Source organism: Arthrobacter globiformis NBRC 12137 (genome assembly GCF_000238915.1).
GTDB classification, from domain to species: Bacteria; Actinomycetota; Actinomycetes; order Actinomycetales; family Micrococcaceae; genus Arthrobacter; species Arthrobacter globiformis.
In genome coordinates, this window is sequence record NZ_BAEG01000098.1 from 15262 (window position 1) to 33090 (window position 17829).

The window sequence follows — 17829 nt, forward strand, 5'->3', positions numbered from 1 at the left end:
CTAGGCCTCCTTACGTTCTTCTGCTGGATCCTGTGCTGCGGTGCCGGCCGCGTGAATGGTGGCTACGACCTGGTCGGCCTTGACCAGGTCACCGGTGGCGACGGTGATGTGGACGGTGCCGGAGACTTCGGCCACGAGCTGGTGTTCCATCTTCATGGCCTCCACGGACAGCAGCACTTGGCCCGCTGTCACCGGGTCGCGGTCGCGCACCGCAACGGAGACGACGGTCCCGGGCATGGGTGACCGGACCTCCGGATCGGCGGCGCCCTCTTCGCGTTCGACGGCGGCCAGCACCCGTTCCAGGCGGGATTCGCGGGTGAGGACTTCGAGCCCGCAGGACCAGCCGCCGCTGCCCACGTAGACATGCCCCGCCCGCATTGCCCTGTGACGGCCGCCGCCGGCATGTGCTGGCCGTGACAGACCAGTGGCGAAGGTGTGCTGCTGGTCCCCCACTTCGAATCTGATGACGTCGGGGCGGGTGCCGTCGGTCCCGCTATCCAGGACCCGCACCTCGTGCTCCGGCCCGTCGTCGATGCGGACCAGGGCGTGGCCGGCCTCGCCCTGCCGGGTGATGGCCACTGTGGCCATGGCACCGCCGGGAAGGCCGAAGCTCACCCGCCATGGCGCCGGCGCTCCGAGGCGCCAGCCCCGGGCGTTGTCCCACGGGGACCGGGGACCTGTCTGTCCCCCGCCCTGTTCCCCGCCGGTTTCCGCAGGTTCGGCGTCGCCAGGCCAGAACCGCAGGGCGGCCGCCATGAGCTCCGTGTCTCCGATGTCCCGGAAGGCCAGCTCCGGCATTTTGCGGTCGATCAGCGTGGTGTCGAGGCGGCCGGCACGGACGTCGTCGTCATTAATCAGGAGCCGCAGATACTCCACATTGGTGTCGATGCCGAGGACGGTGTACCGCTCCAGCGCCGCGTCCAGTTTGTCCAGGGCAGCCTTGCGGTCCGTTCCCCAGGCGATGACCTTGGACAGCATGGGGTCGTAATCGCTGGAGATTTCCAGCCCCGGCAGCAGCGATGAGTCGATCCGGACGTCCTGGCTTTGGAAACCACCGCCGGAAACCGCAGTCCTTTGGGGGCCGGGCTGCCCCACGGGTGTGAAGAGGCCGCCGTCTTCGTCAAGGAGCACCACCTCGCCCGAGGACGGCAGGAAGTTCCGGTGCGGGGTCTCGGCGTAGATGCGGGCCTCCGCGGCGTGGCCATTAAGTACGACGTCGTCCTGTCCGACGGTGAGCAGCTCACCGGCGGCGATGCGCACCTGCCATTCGACGAGGTCGATGCCGGTGACCATTTCCGTCACCGGATGTTCCACCTGGAGCCGGGTGTTCATTTCCATGAAGAAGAACTCCTCCGGGGAGTCGTCCGAGACGAGGAACTCCACCGTGCCGGCGCCGGTGTAGAGGACGCTGCGCGCAGCCTGGCAGGCGGCCTCGCCGATCTTCGCACGGACTGCCTCGCCGTCGGACAGAGATTCCAGCAGCGGTGACGGGGCCTCCTCGATGACCTTCTGGTGCCGCCGCTGCAGGGAGCATTCGCGCTCTCCGAGATGGATCACGTTGCCGTGCGCGTCGGCCAGGACCTGCACTTCGATGTGCCGCGGGGACCTCACCAGGCGTTCCAGGAAGAGGGTGCCGTCTCCAAACGCGCTCGCCGCCACGCGCCGTGCGGTTGCCAGGGCGGCCGGCAGGTCCTCCGGCCGCTCGACAGCTTGCATTCCCTTGCCGCCGCCGCCCGCCGAGGGCTTGATCAGCAGGGGAAAACCCACGGCCGGGGCGGCGGCGATGAGTTCGTCATCGGTCATGCCGGGCTCGGCGATGCCCGGGACCACCGGAACGCCGTACCCTGCCACGTGGTTTTTCGATCGGATCTTGTCCCCCATGACATCCAGGGCTTCGGCCCCGGGGCCGATGAAGGCGATGCCGGCGGCGTCCAGTGCCCGGGCGAAGTCCGCATTCTCGCTGAGGAATCCGTAGCCGGGGTGCACCGCCTGGGCGCCGGTGTCCTGGCAGGCCCTGATGATCGCCTCGATGCTGAGGTAACTCTGGGCCGCCGCAGCGGGGCCGATCCGGACGGCGGTGTCGGCTTCGCGCACGTGGCGGGCACCGGCGTCGGCATCGCTGTAGACCGCAACCGAACGGATGCCCATGGCGCGCAGGGTCCTGATCACCCTGCAGGCAATCTCGCCGCGGTTGGCCACCAGGACCGTGCGGAACATGTTGTCGGTAGTCATCCCGGGCTCACATTCGGAAGAGGCCGAAGGAGGTCTCCGGCAGCGGAACGCGGGACACGACGTCGAGCGCCAGGCCCAGAACGGTGCGGGTGTCCGCGGGGTCGATCACGCCGTCGTCCCACAGGCGGGCCGTTGAGTAGTAGGGGCTGCCTTGGTCCTCATACTGCTGCCGGATAGGTGCCTTGAAGGCTTCCTCGTCCGCTGCGGACCACTCCTGCCCGGCCGCCTCGAACTGGTCGCGCTTGACGGTCGCCAGGACGCTGGAGGCCTGGTTGCCGCCCATGACGGAGATCCGGCTGGCGGGCCACATCCACAGGAAGCGCGGTGAATATGCCCGCCCGCACATCGAGTAGTTGCCGGCACCGAAGGACCCGCCGATCACCACTGTCAGCTTGGGGACGCGCGTGGTGGCCACGGCGGTGACCATCTTGGCGCCGTTCTTGGCAATGCCGCCCTGCTCGTAGTCCTTCCCCACCATGAAGCCGGAGATGTTCTGCAGGAAGAGCAGCGGAATGCCTCGCTGGTCGCACAGTTCAATGAAGTGGGCGCCCTTGAGTGCCGATTCGCTGAACAGCACGCCGTTGTTGGCCACGATGCCGACCGGGTGTCCGTGAAGCCTGGCGAATCCCGTCACGAGGGTGGCACCGTAGTTCTTCTTGAACTCGTGGAAGCGGCTGCCGTCCACCAGCCGGGCGATCACTTCGCGGACGTCGTACTGCGCGTTGACGTCCGTGGGAACGGCACCGTAGAGCTGGCCGGGCTCGGCAACAGGATCGATGGCGGTGTCCACATCCCAGGCCGGCCCGGCGGGCCGGGGCAGCGTGGCAACGATGTCGCGGACGATCTGCAGGGCGTGTTCGTCGTTTTCGGCGAGATGGTCCGTAACGCCGGAGATCCTGGAGTGGACGTCGCCGCCACCGAGCTCCTCCGCGCTGACGATCTCGCCGATGGCGGCCTTCACGAGGGGCGGGCCGCCCAGGAAGATGGTGCCCTGGTTGCGGACGATCACCGTTTCATCGCTCATCGCGGGTACATAGGCGCCGCCTGCCGTGCAGGAGCCCATGACGGAAGCGATCTGGGGAATGCCGGCAGCGGACATCCGGGCCTGGTTGTAGAAGATCCGGCCGAAGTGGTCCCGGTCCGGAAAGACCTCGTCCTGCTTGGGGAGGAAGGCGCCGCCGGAATCCACGAGATAGATGCACGGGAGCCGGTTCTCAATCGCGATCTCCTGGGCACGGAGGTGCTTCTTCACCGTCATGGGATAGTAGGTGCCGCCCTTGACGGTGGCGTCGTTGGAAATCACCAGGACGTGGCGGCCGTGCACCAGTCCGATGCCCGCAATGATGCCGGCGCCGGGTGAATCGTCGTTGTACATGCCGTTCGCGGCCAGCGGGGCGATCTCGAGGAAGGGGCTGCCGTCGTCGAGAAGGCGGTCGATCCGCTCCCGGGGAAGCAGCTTGCCGCGGGCCATGTGCCGCTGGCGGGATTTCTCCGGCCCGCCCACGGCGGCCGTCGCAAGCCGTTTCCGCAGCTCTTCGGCGAGCGCGCGCTGCGCAAGGCTGTTGACCTCGAATGCGCTGCCGGCGGTATCCAGCCGGCTGGCGAGTGTCTCCATTGACCGCTTCCATTCCCGGGCACTCCCGGCGGCAGTCCTGCCGCATTTCGGTTAGTGCCTCGTAACTGAGTTTAGGTTAGTCTCTAGTAACTGTGATGTCCAACACAGGATGTTGGTAGAGTTCTTGGGTTCCGAGGAGGAAAAGTGCCCACCACAGATCACGGAGACCTCACCGCTGCCGGCCAGACCACAGCCGGCCATGAGGCATCCGGCCCCACGCAGCGCAGCCGGGCGAAGGAGTCCCGCCGGCAGGCGCTCCTGTCCGCAGCGGCGACGCTCTTCGCCGTCAACGGGTTCAACCGGGTCTCCCTTGAGGACCTCGGCGCCGCAGCAGGTGTGAGCGGACCCGCCGTGTACCGCCATTTCCCCGGAAAACAGGCCGTGCTGGGCGCGCTGCTGCTCACCGTCAGCCAGGACCTGCTCGACGGCGGCCGCCACGTGGTGGCCGCCGCCGCCGACCCCGCCGCTGCACTGGCCCGGCTGGTGCAGTTCCACGTGGACTTTGCCCTCAGCAACCCCGACGTGATCCGGGTGCAGGACAGGGATTTCAGCAACCTGACCGGCGAGGACCAGTCCCAGGTGCGGGCCCTGCAGCGCAGCTACGTGGAAGTGTGGGTGGACGTGCTGGCTGGCATCCACGGCACAACGGATACGGCGGACCTCCGCATGCGCGCCCACGCGACGTTCGGCCTGATCAACTCCACGCCGCACTCAGTCCGGAACCACGGCCGGCGGATGGCCGTCAAGTCGGCGCGGCCGCTCCTGGAGAACATGGCGCTGGCGGCCCTGCTGGTGACATCCAGCCCGCTGGCCGACTAACCCTGCCGGCCAGTTCCTGCGCCGAGGTCCGCGCCAAAACGGGGCACTTTGACACGGACACGCCGGAGTTTGGGCGATATGTGCCCTGTTTCGGCTTCAAAGTGCCCCGTTTTGGGTGCAGGGCCTGCCTGCCGCACGAGCCCGAGCGGCAGGCGGCCTGCGGCTAGGCCATCGCGAAGGCCATGGCGGGATCCGCGAGGAGGGCGCCGACGTCGGCCAGGAACCTGGATCCCTGCTCGCCGTCCACCAGCCGGTGGTCGAAGGACAGGCTCAGCGTCATGACCTGCCTCAGCGCTACCTGGTCCTGGTACTCCCACGGGGCCTTGCGGACGGCGCCCATGGCCAGGATCGCCGCCTCCCCCGGGTTGAGGATGGGCGTGCCGGCGTCAATCCCGAAGACACCGATGTTAGTGATGGAGATGGTGCCGCCGGAGAAATCCTCCGGGCTGCTCTTGCCGGCCCTGGCGGTGTCCGTCAGATCCGCGAGCGCCGCGGACAAGTCGACGAGCGTCAGGCGGTCGGCGTCCTTGATGTTGGGAACGGTGAGGCCGCGCGGGGTTGCGGCCGCGATGCCGAGGTTCACGTAGTTGAACTGCACGATCTCCTGGTTGGCCTCATCCCACCTGGCATTCAGGCCGGGATTGCGCCGCAGCGCGATCAGGACGGCCTTGGCCACGAGGGTCAGAGGCGTGAGCTTGTGGCCGGCAAAGGGCTTGCTTTCCTTGAGCCTTGCCAGCAGTTCCATGGCCGGAGTGACATCGACCGTCAGGAACTCCGTCACGTGCGGCGCCGTGAAGGCACTGCTGACCATGGCGGCGGCCGTGAATTTGCGGACACCCTTGATAGGCGTACGCACCTCACGGTCTCCCCGGGCCGCCGCGGACTGCGGTGCCGCCAGCTCCTGGGCGGCCGCGGGAAGATCCCCGCCGCCCACGAAATTGCGCACATCGTCACGGGAAATCAGCCCGCCGGGGCCGGTTCCCGCCACCTTCTCCAGATCTACGCCGAGGTCCCTGGCCAGCTTCCGGACAGGCGGCGTGGAACGGGGCCGCTCGGCGGGGTTGGTGCCGGCAGGCTTGGTGTCGACAGGCTCAACCACCGGGGCCTTGGTTTCGGCTGGCGTGAGGAGCGTGCGCTGCCGGCGGACGGGCCGGCCGGTGCTTTCGACGACGGCGCCGTACCCGACCAAGTTGGGTTCCCTCTTGGGGAGCGGCGCCTCAGCCGGGGCGGCAGGGCCGGGCTGGATACCGGCGTCGTCCTTTACCTCGAACGAGACAATCGGTTTGCCCACCTCCACCACGGTTCCCGGCTGTTCATGCAGGGCCGTGATCACGCCCGCGAAAGGCGAGGGCAGCTCCACCACTGCTTTGGCGGTCTCCACCTCGGCGATGATTTGGTTCAGGCTGACGGTATCCCCAACCCCCACCTTCCAGCTGACGATTTCGGATTCGGTCAGTCCTTCGCCGAGATCCGGGAGCCGGAATTCCTTGATCATGGTGGCGGTCATCCTTCCAGCCCGCTCAGCGAATTCGGCCGGCCCAGCGCGCGATCGACGCCGTCGAGGATCCGGTCAAGATTCGGAAGGTGGTGCATCTCCACCTTCGAATAGGGGTACGGCACGTCAAACCCGGTGACGCGGACCGGTGCCGCCTCCAGATGGTAGAAGCAGCGCTCCGTGATGCTGGCCGCAACCTCCGCGCCGAGCCCGTTCGACTGCCCGGCCTCATGGGTGATCACAAGCCTGCCCGTCTTGCGGACCGAGGCTTCAACGGTGGCGAAGTCCACCGGAGCCAACGACCGCAGGTCAATGACCTCAACCGAGACGCCCTCGTCCGCGGCCGCCGTGGCGGCATCGCGGGCCGTCTTCACCAGTGGCCCGTATGCCACGAGCGTGACGTCGCTGCCGTCCGTCACCACGCTGGCCCGGCCCATCGGCGGGGCTGAGTTGGGATCCAGCGACTCGTCCACCTCGCCTTTGTCGTGGTAGCGGCGCTTGGGCTCGAAGAACACCACGGGGTCATCGCATGAAATAGCCTGCTGGATCATGGTGTGGGCGTCCTGCGGGCTGGCCGGGGTGACCACCCGCAGGCCTGCCGTGTGGGCGAAGTAGGCCTCCGGCGACTCGGAGTGGTGCTCCGGCGACCCGATGCCGCCGCCGAACGGGATGCGGATGGTGATGGGCATTTTCACGGTGCCGCGGCTACGGTAGTGCATCTTCGCCACCTGGGACACGATCTGGTCGAACGCGGGATAGACGAAGCCGTCGAACTGGATTTCCACCACCGGCCGGTAGCCGCGGTAAGCCAGGCCAACAGCCGTGCCCACAATGCCGGACTCCGCCAGGGGCGTGTCCACGACGCGGTGCTTGCCGAAGTCTTTCTGCAGCCCGTCGGTCACGCGGAAGACGCCGCCCAGGGCGCCGATGTCCTCGCCCATGAGGACCACTTTGGGATCGTTGTCGAGGGATCTGCGGAGGCCGGAGTTGATTGCCCGCGCAAAGGTCATCTGCGTCATCAGCGTGCACCTTCTTCTTGTGTTGCCACTTCGGGATCGCCGAAGGTGGCAAGGTAACGGGAGTAGTGGTCCTGCTGGCGGTCCAGCCAGGAATTGGGGGTGCTGTAGACGTGCTTGAAGACGTCGAGCGGTTCGGGGTCCGGCATGCCAATGCAGCCCGCACGCAGTTCACGGGCAACGGCGTCTGCCTTGGTCCGCACGCCGGTTTCGAACTCCTCGGTGAACAGGCCCTTGCGGTCAAGCAGCGCGTGGACCCGGCCGATCGGATCCTTGGCCGCCCAGTCCTCCAGCTCATTGGCGTCGCGGTACCGGGTGGGATCATCCGCCGTCGTATGCGGGCCCATCCGGTAGGTGACGGCCTCGATGAAGGTGGGACCGCCGCCCCGTCGGGCACGGTCGAGGGCGACCCGGGTGGCTGCCATGACAGCCAGCACGTCGTTGCCGTCGACGCGCATGCTGGGGATGCCAAAGCCTGTCCCGCGGTCCACGAGCTGGGTATGGGACTGGACCCGCACCGGCTCGGAGATGGCCCAGTGGTTGTTTTGGCAGAAGAACACCAGCGGCACCTGGAAGCTGGCGGCAAAGACCATTGCTTCGTTGACATCGCCCTCGCTGGTGGCGCCGTCGCCGAAGTACACAATCGCTGCGGAGTCGGCACCGTCGTTCTGGATTCCCATGGCGTACCCGGTGGCATGCAGCGTCTGCGCGCCGATGACGATCTGCGGAATGGCCATGTTGACCGTGTACGGGTCCCAGCCGCCGGAAGCAGCTCCGCGCCAGACACGCAGGATGTCCGCCAGGTCCACCCCGCGGCAGTAGGCGACGCCGTTCTCGCGGTAGCTGGGAAAAATGAAGTCGTCATCCCGCAGCGCCCGCACGGATCCCACCTGTGAGGCTTCCTGGCCCAGCAGAGGCGGCCAAAGGCCAAGTTCACCCTGGCGCTGCAGCGCGGTTGCCTCTTTGTCGATCCGCCGGATCACCACCAGGTCCTCGTAGAGCGAGCACAGCTGCTCGTCTGATACGTCCTTGAGCCAGGGGTCGTACTCCGGATGGCTGACGCGTTCCCCCGCGGGGGTGATCAGCTGGACCATGCTGTGGCCTGCGCCACCCTGGTGCCCTGTCTTGTTGTCCCGGCCGGCGGCTGTTCCGCCCTGGCCCGCATCGTCTGTCACCACTGTTGCCGCAACCTTCTGACGTCGTGTAACCATCCCGCGGCAGGACTCGTGATACCGCCGCATTCCGGCTTCCCGGGCGCCTTTGCCCCGGTTAATTGTGACCATACTCACAATGTTCAGGTGGTACAACCACTGCGGTTAAAACTGAGCACAATGCACTGTTTGGTGGCGTGGGACCGTGCTAGCCTTGCGCATTATGCAAGCTTTGGATGGCACAGACACCCGGCTGCTCTCCGCCCTGGCACAGGACCCGCGCCGCACTGTGGTGGCCCTCGCCCAGAAGCTCGGCCTCTCCCGCAACACCGTCCAGGCACGGATGGCCCAGCTCGAGAAGAAGCACGCCTTCCTGTCGTTCGAGCGGCGGATCAATCCAGTGTCACTGGGCTATCCGCTGATGGCTTTCATCTCGGTGCATGTCCAGCAGCAAAAGCTCGGCTCCCTTGCCGAGGAACTGGCAGCCGTGCCGGAAATCCTCGAGGGCTACGGCCTGACCGGCTCGGCCGACCTGCTGCTGCGCGTGGTGGCACTGGACGCCGAAGACCTCTTCCGGATCAACGGGAAGATCCTGGCCTGCGACGGCGTCGAGAGAACCGATACTGCCCTGGCCATGGGTGAACTGATACCTTTCCGGATCCAGCCATTGCTTGAGCGCAACTCAGCGGAAGCCTGACCGCAACAGCCGGCCGTAACCACGGGACAACATCGCTGTTCCGGGCCGCCGGCGCTATAGGCTATTCCACAAAAGTGACCGGGCGCCGGCTGTGCCCCGTTTGTTGGAGCGCCGCTGGTGCGGTGCAGGAAAGGCCCACCCTTGAGCAATCCCCCGCTCCCCCCGCAGCAACCAGGCGCGCAGCAGCCCGGCCCCCACCCGGCAGGTCCGCAGCAAGCAGGCGCGCAGCAGCCCGGCCCCTACCCGGCAGGTCCGCAGCAGCCCCTTGGCCGGCGGCGGCTTCCGCCTGCCCCGTTCGGCTTGCCCGGCATGCCTCCGGCCAATAGCCGCAAGGGCCTCTGGATCGTCGTGGGCATTGTGGCAGGCGTGCTGCTGCTGGTGGCCGTCGGAGTGCTGCTCCTGGTCAACCTTGTCGGCGGAGCCACGCGGCAGGCCGGGGACCTCGCGGACAGCTTCACCCAGCTGGTCATCGCCGGTGACACGAACAAGGCGTACAACGACTACATGGACCCGAGCCTGAAGGAGCAACTGTCACGGGAGGAGTTCGACTCAGGCGTCAAGAGCCTCCAACTGGATCCCTCCTGCACCACGGCTTATGACGACCTCAAAGTCAGCAACGAGGGCGACAACAACATCGCGGATATCGCCGGGCTCATCAAATGCCCGGGCAAGGACATAGAACTCGTGTACCGCTTCGCCGGCAAGGACGAGCTCAAGATGGTCACCATCCGGCTCCGGCCAAAGGCCTGACTCTTATCTGACCGTCACCCATCCAAGCGCACATCGGACCCGAATTGCTTCCGAGAGTCCCGACCGGGGCTCCGAAAATCTGGCCAGGGCGTCTGACCCGGCCAGCAACCGGAAGGAATTTGGGCCATGCGCAACTCACCGAACCGTCTTATCGCCACGGTCTTCGGAGCCGTCTACCTCTTGGTGGGCCTCGTCGGCTTCGCCGTGACTTCGGGCGTCAGCTTCTTCTCCACCGAAGGCGCCAACCTGATCATCTTCGAGGTCAACCCGCTGCACAACGTGATCCACCTGGCCATCGGCGCCGCACTGCTCTACGCGGGGGTCAAGGACATCCAGCTTGCACGCACCGTCAACACGGCGGTGGGCGCGGTATACCTTCTGGTCGGTATCCTCGGGCTGTTCCTGCTCAGCTCGCCGCTCAACATCATTGCCCTCAACGGCGCGGACAACGTTCTCCACCTGGCGAGCGCCGTCCTTCTGCTCGGCGTCGGCCTGTCCCTGGACAAGGTCCCCGCCACGGCCCGTGCCTAGATGACCCCGCGCCCAAAGACGATGGCCGGCCGGGCCACCGTGGCAACCCAGAGAACCCAGGAAACCCCGGCATCGCAGGCAACGTTCCGTTCCGACGCAGTGCGGCTCTTCGCCGGCTTTGCCGGCCTCGGCGCCGCAGCGGTCAACCTCGCCGTCGCCTCCAGCCTGTTTGCCGCCGCCGGCCCTGTCCTCCCAGCGAGGGCAGCCGGCGGCGCGGCCGCCCTGCTCTGGGGAACGGCCCTGCTGGGGTGGACAATTGCCGGACTGAGCAGGAACCGCTTCCCGCTTCCGCGGACCTCCGCCCTCCTGCTGCCCGCCGCCGCCGCGGTGCACATGGCGGCCATTGTGCTGGGCGCAAGGAGCGGCATGGCGGGCCTGGGCATCAGCCACCTCGCCGCCCTGCTGCTGACCCTCATGACCCTCGCTGCCACGTTCTCGCTCGGCCACAGATCCCCCAGTCTTCCCGGCCGATCGGGCCAGAACGGATCGGACCAGAACGCATCGGGCCGCATGGGCGCCGGAACGCTGCTCGCCGCCGCCTTCACCGGAGCGCTGCTGGTTGCCGCCATCACGACGCCGGGTCTCGCCGCATCGACGGCGGGCCAGTTCGCTGTGCCGCACGGTGAACACATCGGCGGGCACCACTCGCCTTGAGTCGCAGGCTTACCCCGGCGGCGGCCGGTCCCTCGGCCGCCAGTCCGGCGGCGGCAAACACGCCAGGAGCCCCCGCACGGTGTGCGGGGGCTCCTGGCTGCATTCGTCGGGCTTGCTAAGCCGGGGTCACTAAGGGGACGTTTCTTACCCGGGGACGGAGGTTGCGCGAACCGGAAGCGGTCAGTGCTCCACCGCCTTCTCGGCGCCGACACCGGTCAGTGACCGGACCTCCATTTCGGCCTGCTTGCCCCGGTCCTCCTGCCTCTTGTCCAGCACCGTGCCGAGCCAGCCCAGCAGGAAGGCCAGCGGGATGGACACGATGCCAGGGTTGCTGAGCGGGAAGACCGCGAAGTTGGCGCCCTTGATCATGGAGGTCGCAGTACCCGACACCACCGGGGAGAGCGCGATCAGGATGACGGCCGACGCGAGCCCGCCGTACATGCTCCATGTGGCGCCCTGCGTGGTGAACCGGCGCCAGAACAGGGAGTAGATGATGGTGGGCAGGTTGGCGGAGGCCGCCACGGCGAACGCCAGGGCCACCAGGAACGCCACGTTCTGGCCGTTGGCCAGGATCCCGCCCAGGATGGCGAGGATGCCAATCACAACAACAGTGCGGCGTGCCACCTTAACTTCCGTGTCGGCGTCGGCCCTTCCCTTCGCGATGACGTTGGCATAGATGTCATGGGCGAACGAGGCGGCGGCAGTGATCGTGAGGCCGGCCACCACGGCAAGGATCGTGGCGAAAGCCACCGCCGAGATGAAGCCCAGGAGCAGCGGGCCGCCCAGGTGGAAGGCCAGCAGCGGCGCCGCGGAGTTGACGCCGCCCGGGGCACCCTTGATGGTGTCCGCCCCCACCAGGGCGGCGGCGCCGTAGCCGAGGACTAGCGTGAAGATGTAGAACAGCCCGATCAGCCAGATGGACCACACAACCGATTTGCGGGCTTCCTTGGCGGTGGGCACCGTGTAAAAGCGCATCAGCACGTGCGGCAGTGCGGCCGTGCCCAGCACCAGGGCAAGGCCCAGGGACATGAAGTCCAGCTTGGAAGTTTCGGTCTTTCCGTACTGCAGGCCGGGGTTGAGCACAGCCGGGTTGTTGGCCGCGTCAACCGCCCCGCCCAGAAGGCTGGACAGGTTGAACCCGTAGATGGCCAAAACCCAGAGCGTCATGACGGCGGCACCGGCGATGAGCAGGATGGCCTTGATGATCTGAACCCAGGTTGTGCCCTTCATGCCGCCGATCAGGACGTACATGATCATCAGCGCCCCGACGACGATAATCACCAGTGCCTGCCCGCCCCAGTCGCTGATGCCGAGCAGGAGCGAGATCAGGCTTCCGGCGCCGGCCATCTGGGCCAGAAGGTAGAAGAAGCAGACGGCCAGCGTGGAGATGGCGGCTGCGATGCGCACCGGACGCTGCCGAAGACGGAACGAAAGGACGTCGGCCATGGTGAACTTGCCGGTGTTCCGGAGCAGTTCCGCCACCAGCAGGAGCGCCACCAGCCAGGCGACCAGGAAGCCGATGGAGTACATGAAACCGTCGTAGCCGTTGACGGCGATGGCGCCGGTGATGCCCAGGAAGGAGGCCGCGGACAGGTAGTCGCCCGCGATGGCGGTGCCGTTCTGCGAGCCGGTGAAGGAACGGCCGGCGGCGTAGTAGTCGGCGGCCGTCTTGTTGTTCCGGCTGGCCCGGAGCACGATGACCATGGTGACGGCGACGAACAGGGCAAAGATGCCCATGTTGAGCAGAGTGGTGTCTTTGAGTGCGGCGACGTCAACCGCTGCGGGAATGGTGATCACTTTGCACCGCCGCCCAATGCGCTGTTGCCGGATTTGTCGTAATCGTGGCCTTCTATGCCGTGCCGGATCTCCGCGGCGATCGGGTCCAGGCGCCGGTTCGAGTAGCTGACGTACCAGCCGGTGATGGCGAACGTGGTCACGAACTGCAGCAGCCCCATGATGATGCCCACGTTGATGTTGCCCCACACCTTGGTGGACATGAAGTCCACGGCGTAGGCGGCAAGGATGACGTACGCGAAGTACCAGAGCAGAAACCCGATGGCCATCGGGAACACAAAGCTGCGGTGGCGCTTGCGCAGGTCCTTGAACTGCTGCGTGGCCTGGACTTCCTCGAAGTCCACGGACGCCGCCGCGTCCTGGGTTCGGGCATCGTTACCCATCATTCCTCCTCATCGAGACTGGTTTCCACACGGCCGCACCCCACCAGCCAATGTGACTGCCATCACTGTGCGTCGCGGCCGGAATGATAAGCCAGTGGTTGCGCGCAGCCGGTCGGCCAACGGCGGCGATGCTGCGCCAAACGGCACGCGCTACGCTGGGCAGCATGCCGGATTCCCCTCTCTATTCCGCAGCCGCCGTGGCCGTCATCGCGCTCGCGGTGGCCGTCGTCGTCGCCGTCGGGCTCAAGGTGCTGCGCTCCTTCCGCGAGCTGGGCACCGATGCCGAGCGGGCCACCTACAACACCCTCCACGCCGCATCGAAAGCGGGACGGCACCTGCGGACCGGCCTGAACCCCGCGGGCGCCGCCAAGGCCAGCCGCCAGCTGCGCACCCTGCTTGGCTGTGACGCGCTGGCCATCCTGGATGTTTCCGGCGTGCTGGCCTGGGACGGTACCGCGGAGGAACTGCGTCCCGGGCTCATGGAGCTCGCCGCGGATGTGCTCTCCAACGGCAGGACACAGGTTTTCAACGCCGCCGACCTCCAGCTACGGTCCCCCAAGTCCGGATCAGTCGCGGCCGCCGTCGTGGCTCCCGTCCGGGCCGGCTCTCGCGTGGTAGGAGCGATTGCCGCCTTCGCCCCGCAGGCGGGGGCAGGACTGGTGCGGGCCACCACCGAAGTGGCCGACTGGGTGGCCGCGCAGGTGGAGCTGGCCGAGCTGGATGCCTCCCGGACGCTCCTGATGGAGGCGGAGGTGCGGGCCCTCCGCGCCCAGATCAGCCCGCACTTCATCTACAACTCGCTGAACGCGATTGCCTCCTTCATCAACACCGATCCGGCCCGGGCGCGGGAACTGGTGGTGGAGTTTGCGGACTTCACCCGCTACTCGTTCCGGCGGCACGGGGACTTCACCACGCTGGCCGAGGAGCTGCGCTGCATCGACAGGTACCTGCTGCTAGAGCGGGCCAGGTTCGGCGAGCGGGTGCAGGTCAGCCTGCGGATTGCGCCGGAGGTGCTGAGCACGGTGATCCCCTTCCTGAGCCTGCAGCCGCTCGTGGAGAATGCGGTCCGGCACGGCCTGGAGGCGAAGGAGGGGCCGGGCCACATCACCATCTCCGCCAACGATTCAGGCGCGTTCGCCGAGGTCACGATCGAGGACGACGGCGTGGGAATGGACCCGGTTCAGCTGCAGTCCATGCTGGCCGGCCACCTGGACGGTGAGCACGTGGGCCTGCGGAACGTCGATGCCCGGCTCCGGCAGGTGTACGGCGACGAGCACGGCCTGGTGATCGAGACGGCTCCCGGAGAAGGCACACTCATCACCATGCGCGTCCCCAAGTCCCAGCCGGACCACGACGCATGAAATTGCCGGCACCGGACGTTCCCGGGCCCGAAGCTGCGGAGCCGAAAGATACCCTAGGAGCATGATTAACGTTCTCGTCGCCGACGACGAGCTGCCCGCGATTGAGGAGCTCGCCTTCCTCCTGGGCAGTGACGAGAGGATCGGCACGATCCTCCGCGCCTCATCCGGTGCCGAGGCGCTTCGTGTCCTCGAAGCCGAGGCGGTGGACGCCGTCTTCCTCGACATCCACATGCCGGCGGTATCCGGCCTGGACATCGCACGGGCCATATCCCGCAGCAGCCGGCCGCCCGCCGTCGTCTTCGTGACAGCGGATGAGGACTGTGCCCTGGAGGCGTTCGAGCTCGCGGCCGTGGACTACCTGCTGAAGCCCGTTCGGGCCGAGCGGCTGGCCCGCTCCGTGGGCCGGATCAGTGAACTGATCCGCGACGGCGGTGCCGCGCCCGAGATGATCACGGTGGACCAGGGCGGCACCACCAGGATGATCCGGCGCGACGACGTCACGTACGTCCAGGCGCAGGGTGACTACGCCCGGCTCCACACCGCCGATGCCAGCTACCTGATCCGGGTTCCCCTGGCCGACCTGGAACAGCAGTGGGCGGACGCCGGCTTCATCCGCACCCACCGCTCCTACCTGGTGTCACTCGCCCACGTCTCCCACCTCAAGCTCGCCGCCGGACGCCCCAGCGTGTCAGTCGAGGACGCTGAACTGCCGATCAGCCGCCGGCACCTGCCGGCCGTCCGCGAGAAGCTTGAGGCCACCAGGATCCGGCCGCAGGCATGACGCGCGTCAGGGTCACGGCACCCCGTTCAGCGGCGCGGCCGACGGCTGAACCGCGGGACTCCGCCGAGGAGTCGGCCGTCGGCCAGGTGTTCGTCCGCTCGCTGATCCGCTCCCAGCTCAGGCTTGCCCTGGTGGTGGCCGGCGGGTTCCTGCTGATCCTCGGTGCCTTTCCGCTGCTGCTTGGCGCGATACCTGGACTGGCGCAGACCCGGTTTGCCGGCATTCCGTTCGACTGGATCCTCCTGGGCGCCGGGATCTACCCTGTGACCGGAATCAGCGCCTGGCTGTACATCCGCAGCGCCGCACGGAACGAAGCCCGCTACCGCGACCTCGCCGGGGACAAAGTGATGCTCCGGTGAACCCGGCAGTGGGCATCGCGGCGGTGGCGGCCGTTTCCGTGGCGACGGCGGTGATCGGCTTCTTCGGCCTGCGGATCTCCCGCACCACCGGCGACTTCTATGTCGCCTCCCGGACCGTGCCGCCGTGGTGGAACGCGTCGGCAATCGGCGGCGAGTACCTGTCCGCCGCCAGCTTCCTGGGCGTGGCTGGCTTGATCCTGCTGTCCGGCACGGATGCCCTGTGGTATCCGGTGGGCTACACCGCCGGCTACCTGATGCTGCTGTTGTTCGTGGCCGCGCCGCTGCGGCGTTCCGGGGCCTACACAATCCCCGATTTCACCGAGGCCAGGCTCGAGTCGCGGGCCGTGCGCCGTGTCACCAGCGTGGCTGTGGTCATTGTGGGCTGGCTCTACATCGTCCCGCAACTGCATGGCGCTGCCCTGACGATCCGGACCACTACCGGCCTTCCGGCCTGGACCGGTTCAACCGCCGTCGTGGTGGTGGTGTGCCTCACCGTGGTGGCCGGCGGCATGCGTTCGATCACCTTCGTCCAGGCCTTCCAGTATTGGCTGAAGCTCACGGCGCTGGCCGTGCCCCTGATTTTCATCCTGCTGGTGCTGGCAGACGACGGCTCCCCGGCGCTGGAGGCTGCGGCCACGAATCCGGGCGGAGCGGGTCCGGCCAGCCCCTACCAGAGCATCTCGCTCCTTGTTGCCCTGCTGTTCGGCACGCTGGGCCTGCCGCACGTTTTGGTCCGTTTCTACACCAACCCTGACGGGCACTCGGCGCGGCGGACCACGCTGATCGTACTGGGCCTGTTGTCCGTGTTCTATCTCTTTCCCACGGCGTACGGCCTGGCCGGCAGGCTGTTCGCCCCGGATCTGGCCAGGACGGGGCAGGCGGATGCCCTGGTGCTGCTGCTTCCGGGCCGCCTCGTCGGGGGCCCGGCGGGCGAATTGTTGTCTGCCCTCGTCGTGGCGGGGGCCTTCGCGGCGTTCCTGTCCACAACGTCGGGGCTCGTCGTGTCACTGGCCGGCGTGATCAGCCAGGACGTCCTGGGTGGCAGTGTGCGCGGCTTCAGGGTGGCGGCGCTGGTCTCGATTACCGTTCCGCTGGGCCTGGCGCTCATGACGGACTCGCTGGCACTCGCCGGCAGCGTGGGCCTGGTCTTCGCCTTCACGGCGTCAACCATCTGCCCGGTCCTGCTGCTCGGCATCTGGTGGCGGGGCCTGACCGACGCCGGCGCCATCGCCGGCATGGTGACCGGCGGCCTCCTCTGTGGCGGCGCCATGGTGGCGGGGACGGTGCTCGGTGTGGCGGGAACGCCGCCGTGGCTGGCGCAGCCCGCGGCCTGGACGGTGCCGGCTGCCTTCACCGTAATGGTCCTGACATCGCGTGCCACCAGTTCCCGGGTGCCGCGGACCATCACGCGGGTGATGACCAGGCTGCACACACCCGAGCGGCCGCTGGCCACGGAACGCTGAGCGGCCGGGGGGGTCGCCGGGCTGCCGTGCCGTCAGTGAGCTGCCGGGCCGCCAGTCAGTCAGGCCGTCAATCGATGGCGGCCATCAGCTCGACCACCCGGTCGAGGAAGGCGTCCACCTGGGTCTCCTCGTAGCCGTCCGTGCCAACGGCGGGCCGGAAGACGGCCCGGCGCACGTTATCGACGCTGAGGGGCTTGTCCTGCTCCAGGTAACCGATCAGGTCCCGGCACAGGGTGTCCACGTCTTTGGTGTTGTAGCTGCGCGCCTTTTTCTTGGCCGGGCGGCGGAACCTCTCGCCGTCGGGCCGGTGAAGGCGGCCGCGGAGCGTCCCGGAAAGCTGTCCGATCTGGCGAAGCCAGGCATCCTCGCCCCGTTCGGCGATGAGGTCGTCCCGTTCCCGGCGGGCGAAGGCGTCTTCAAGCCGGTCCAGCGCGGCGTCCACGGCGATGGCCGAGTACCCGCCCTTCACGGGGTCGAAGGACACGGACCGGACATCAGCGCTCTTGATGAGGCGGGCGGCAGCCTCGGGCGTCTCCAGTGATACGCGGGCCTGCTGGAGGAACTGGTCCACCTGCTTGGCGTTGTAGCCGTAGTCGGTCCGCGCGACGCGTTCGAACGACGCGGGAATCTGACGCTTGCTGTCCACTCTCACCATGTTTCCTTCGATACTTCTTCGGCGGGTCGTAACCGCATTATTCTAGGGCGTTGCGGAGGGCCGGATGCCAGAG

The 17829-nt window shown here is 67.4% G+C and carries 17 protein-coding genes; 9 read left to right on the forward strand and 8 right to left on the reverse strand.

Annotated features, from left to right (window positions below; translation table 11 throughout):
• Both ARGLB_RS20035 and ARGLB_RS20040 read right to left on the reverse strand, forming a co-directional pair.
• Entirely contained in the window at positions 1–2232 is a 2232-nt protein-coding gene (locus tag ARGLB_RS20035) for an acetyl/propionyl/methylcrotonyl-CoA carboxylase subunit alpha (protein ID WP_003805906.1), read from the reverse strand.
• A gap of 7 nt (positions 2233–2239) precedes the next feature.
• The gene (locus tag ARGLB_RS20040; protein WP_003805907.1) at positions 2240–3847 is read right to left on the reverse strand and encodes a carboxyl transferase domain-containing protein; all 1608 of its coding nucleotides are present in this window, start codon (positions 3845–3847) and stop codon (positions 2240–2242) included.
• A gap of 144 nt (positions 3848–3991) precedes the next feature.
• Between ARGLB_RS20040 and ARGLB_RS20045 the strand changes: the two genes are divergently transcribed.
• Positions 3992–4666 (forward strand): SACE_7040 family transcriptional regulator, encoded by a 675-nt coding sequence (locus tag ARGLB_RS20045; protein WP_003805908.1) that lies wholly within the window; start codon positions 3992–3994, stop codon positions 4664–4666.
• 163 nt (positions 4667–4829) lie between these two features.
• Here ARGLB_RS20045 and ARGLB_RS20050 read toward each other — a convergent pair whose 3' ends face one another.
• The 3 genes from ARGLB_RS20050 to pdhA are packed head-to-tail and all read right to left on the reverse strand — an operon-like array spanning position 4830 to position 8355.
• Positions 4830–6173: a dihydrolipoamide acetyltransferase family protein gene (locus ARGLB_RS20050; protein WP_043419979.1), complete on the reverse strand. Its 1344-nt coding sequence runs from the start codon at positions 6171–6173 to the stop codon at positions 4830–4832.
• Positions 6170–7180, reverse strand: a complete 1011-nt coding sequence (locus tag ARGLB_RS20055; protein WP_003805911.1) for an alpha-ketoacid dehydrogenase subunit beta — start codon at positions 7178–7180, stop codon at positions 6170–6172. The genes ARGLB_RS20050 and ARGLB_RS20055 overlap by 4 nt, the downstream gene beginning before the upstream one ends.
• A complete protein-coding gene (pdhA, locus tag ARGLB_RS20060) occupies positions 7180–8355 on the reverse strand; it encodes a pyruvate dehydrogenase (acetyl-transferring) E1 component subunit alpha (RefSeq protein WP_003805913.1) in 1176 nt (391 codons plus the stop codon). Before pdhA ends, ARGLB_RS20055 begins: the two co-directional genes overlap by 1 nt.
• A 196-nt stretch (positions 8356–8551) precedes the next feature.
• On the opposite strand from pdhA, the gene ARGLB_RS20065 reads away from it, so the two are divergent.
• From ARGLB_RS20065 to ARGLB_RS20080, 4 genes are all read left to right on the forward strand, one after another.
• Complete coding sequence (locus ARGLB_RS20065) at positions 8552–9025, forward strand: Lrp/AsnC family transcriptional regulator (protein ID WP_003805914.1); 474 nt, start codon at positions 8552–8554, stop codon at positions 9023–9025.
• 309 nt (positions 9026–9334) lie between these two features.
• Positions 9335–9775 (forward strand): hypothetical protein, encoded by a 441-nt coding sequence (locus ARGLB_RS20070; protein WP_139023426.1) that lies wholly within the window; start codon positions 9335–9337, stop codon positions 9773–9775.
• Between the two features lie 126 nt (positions 9776–9901).
• Positions 9902–10306 (forward strand): DUF4383 domain-containing protein, encoded by a 405-nt coding sequence (locus ARGLB_RS20075; RefSeq protein ID WP_003805916.1) that lies wholly within the window; start codon positions 9902–9904, stop codon positions 10304–10306.
• Entirely contained in the window at positions 10307–10960 is a 654-nt protein-coding gene (locus ARGLB_RS20080; protein WP_245531575.1) for a hypothetical protein, read from the forward strand.
• Between the two features lie 180 nt (positions 10961–11140).
• Here the strand turns inward: ARGLB_RS20080 and ARGLB_RS20085 are convergent, their stop codons facing one another.
• Both ARGLB_RS20085 and ARGLB_RS20090 read right to left on the reverse strand, forming a co-directional pair.
• A complete protein-coding gene (locus ARGLB_RS20085; protein WP_003805919.1) occupies positions 11141–12757 on the reverse strand; it encodes a monocarboxylic acid transporter in 1617 nt (538 codons plus the stop codon).
• Positions 12754–13137, reverse strand: coding sequence for a DUF485 domain-containing protein (locus tag ARGLB_RS20090; RefSeq protein ID WP_003805920.1), 384 nt, complete (start codon positions 13135–13137; stop codon positions 12754–12756). The genes ARGLB_RS20085 and ARGLB_RS20090 overlap by 4 nt, the downstream gene beginning before the upstream one ends.
• 164 nt (positions 13138–13301) lie before the next feature.
• On the opposite strand from ARGLB_RS20090, the gene ARGLB_RS20095 reads away from it, so the two are divergent.
• The 4 genes from ARGLB_RS20095 (at position 13302) to ARGLB_RS20110 (ending at position 17101) form a co-directional block, all read left to right on the forward strand.
• Positions 13302–14498: a sensor histidine kinase gene (locus ARGLB_RS20095; protein WP_043419987.1), complete on the forward strand. Its 1197-nt coding sequence runs from the start codon at positions 13302–13304 to the stop codon at positions 14496–14498.
• A 61-nt stretch (positions 14499–14559) separates the two neighbouring features.
• Entirely contained in the window at positions 14560–15279 is a 720-nt protein-coding gene (locus ARGLB_RS20100; RefSeq protein ID WP_003805922.1) for a LytR/AlgR family response regulator transcription factor, read from the forward strand.
• Entirely contained in the window at positions 15276–15638 is a 363-nt protein-coding gene (locus ARGLB_RS20105; RefSeq protein WP_003805923.1) for a DUF485 domain-containing protein, read from the forward strand. The genes ARGLB_RS20100 and ARGLB_RS20105 overlap by 4 nt, the downstream gene beginning before the upstream one ends.
• Positions 15635–17101: a sodium/solute symporter gene (locus ARGLB_RS20110; protein ID WP_003805924.1), complete on the forward strand. Its 1467-nt coding sequence runs from the start codon at positions 15635–15637 to the stop codon at positions 17099–17101. Before ARGLB_RS20105 ends, ARGLB_RS20110 begins: the two co-directional genes overlap by 4 nt.
• A 67-nt stretch (positions 17102–17168) precedes the next feature.
• Here the strand turns inward: ARGLB_RS20110 and ARGLB_RS20115 are convergent, their stop codons facing one another.
• Positions 17169–17756, reverse strand: a complete 588-nt coding sequence (locus ARGLB_RS20115; RefSeq protein ID WP_003805925.1) for a DivIVA domain-containing protein — start codon at positions 17754–17756, stop codon at positions 17169–17171.
• Positions 17757–17829 lie beyond the last annotated feature (73 nt).

What these genes read in the sequence shown, in the direction of transcription:
- ARGLB_RS20035 (WP_003805906.1), bottom strand. Translation starts at nt 2,232, where the DNA reads ATGACTACCGACAACATGTTCCGCACGGTCCTGGTGGCCAACCGCGGC.
- ARGLB_RS20040 (WP_003805907.1), bottom strand. Translation starts at nt 3,847, where the DNA reads ATGGAGACACTCGCCAGCCGGCTGGATACCGCCGGCAGCGCATTCGAG.
- ARGLB_RS20050 (WP_043419979.1), bottom strand. Translation starts at nt 6,173, where the DNA reads ATGACCGCCACCATGATCAAGGAATTCCGGCTCCCGGATCTCGGCGAA.
- ARGLB_RS20055 (WP_003805911.1), bottom strand. Translation starts at nt 7,180, where the DNA reads ATGACGCAGATGACCTTTGCGCGGGCAATCAACTCCGGCCTCCGCAGA.
- ARGLB_RS20065 (WP_003805914.1), top strand. Translation starts at nt 8,552, where the DNA reads ATGCAAGCTTTGGATGGCACAGACACCCGGCTGCTCTCCGCCCTGGCA.
- ARGLB_RS20070 (WP_139023426.1), top strand. Translation starts at nt 9,335, where the DNA reads ATGCCTCCGGCCAATAGCCGCAAGGGCCTCTGGATCGTCGTGGGCATT.
- ARGLB_RS20075 (WP_003805916.1), top strand. Translation starts at nt 9,902, where the DNA reads ATGCGCAACTCACCGAACCGTCTTATCGCCACGGTCTTCGGAGCCGTC.
- ARGLB_RS20080 (WP_245531575.1), top strand. Translation starts at nt 10,307, where the DNA reads ATGACCCCGCGCCCAAAGACGATGGCCGGCCGGGCCACCGTGGCAACC.
- ARGLB_RS20090 (WP_003805920.1), bottom strand. Translation starts at nt 13,137, where the DNA reads ATGGGTAACGATGCCCGAACCCAGGACGCGGCGGCGTCCGTGGACTTC.
- ARGLB_RS20095 (WP_043419987.1), top strand. Translation starts at nt 13,302, where the DNA reads ATGCCGGATTCCCCTCTCTATTCCGCAGCCGCCGTGGCCGTCATCGCG.
- ARGLB_RS20100 (WP_003805922.1), top strand. Translation starts at nt 14,560, where the DNA reads ATGATTAACGTTCTCGTCGCCGACGACGAGCTGCCCGCGATTGAGGAG.
- ARGLB_RS20105 (WP_003805923.1), top strand. Translation starts at nt 15,276, where the DNA reads ATGACGCGCGTCAGGGTCACGGCACCCCGTTCAGCGGCGCGGCCGACG.
- ARGLB_RS20115 (WP_003805925.1), bottom strand. Translation starts at nt 17,756, where the DNA reads ATGGTGAGAGTGGACAGCAAGCGTCAGATTCCCGCGTCGTTCGAACGC.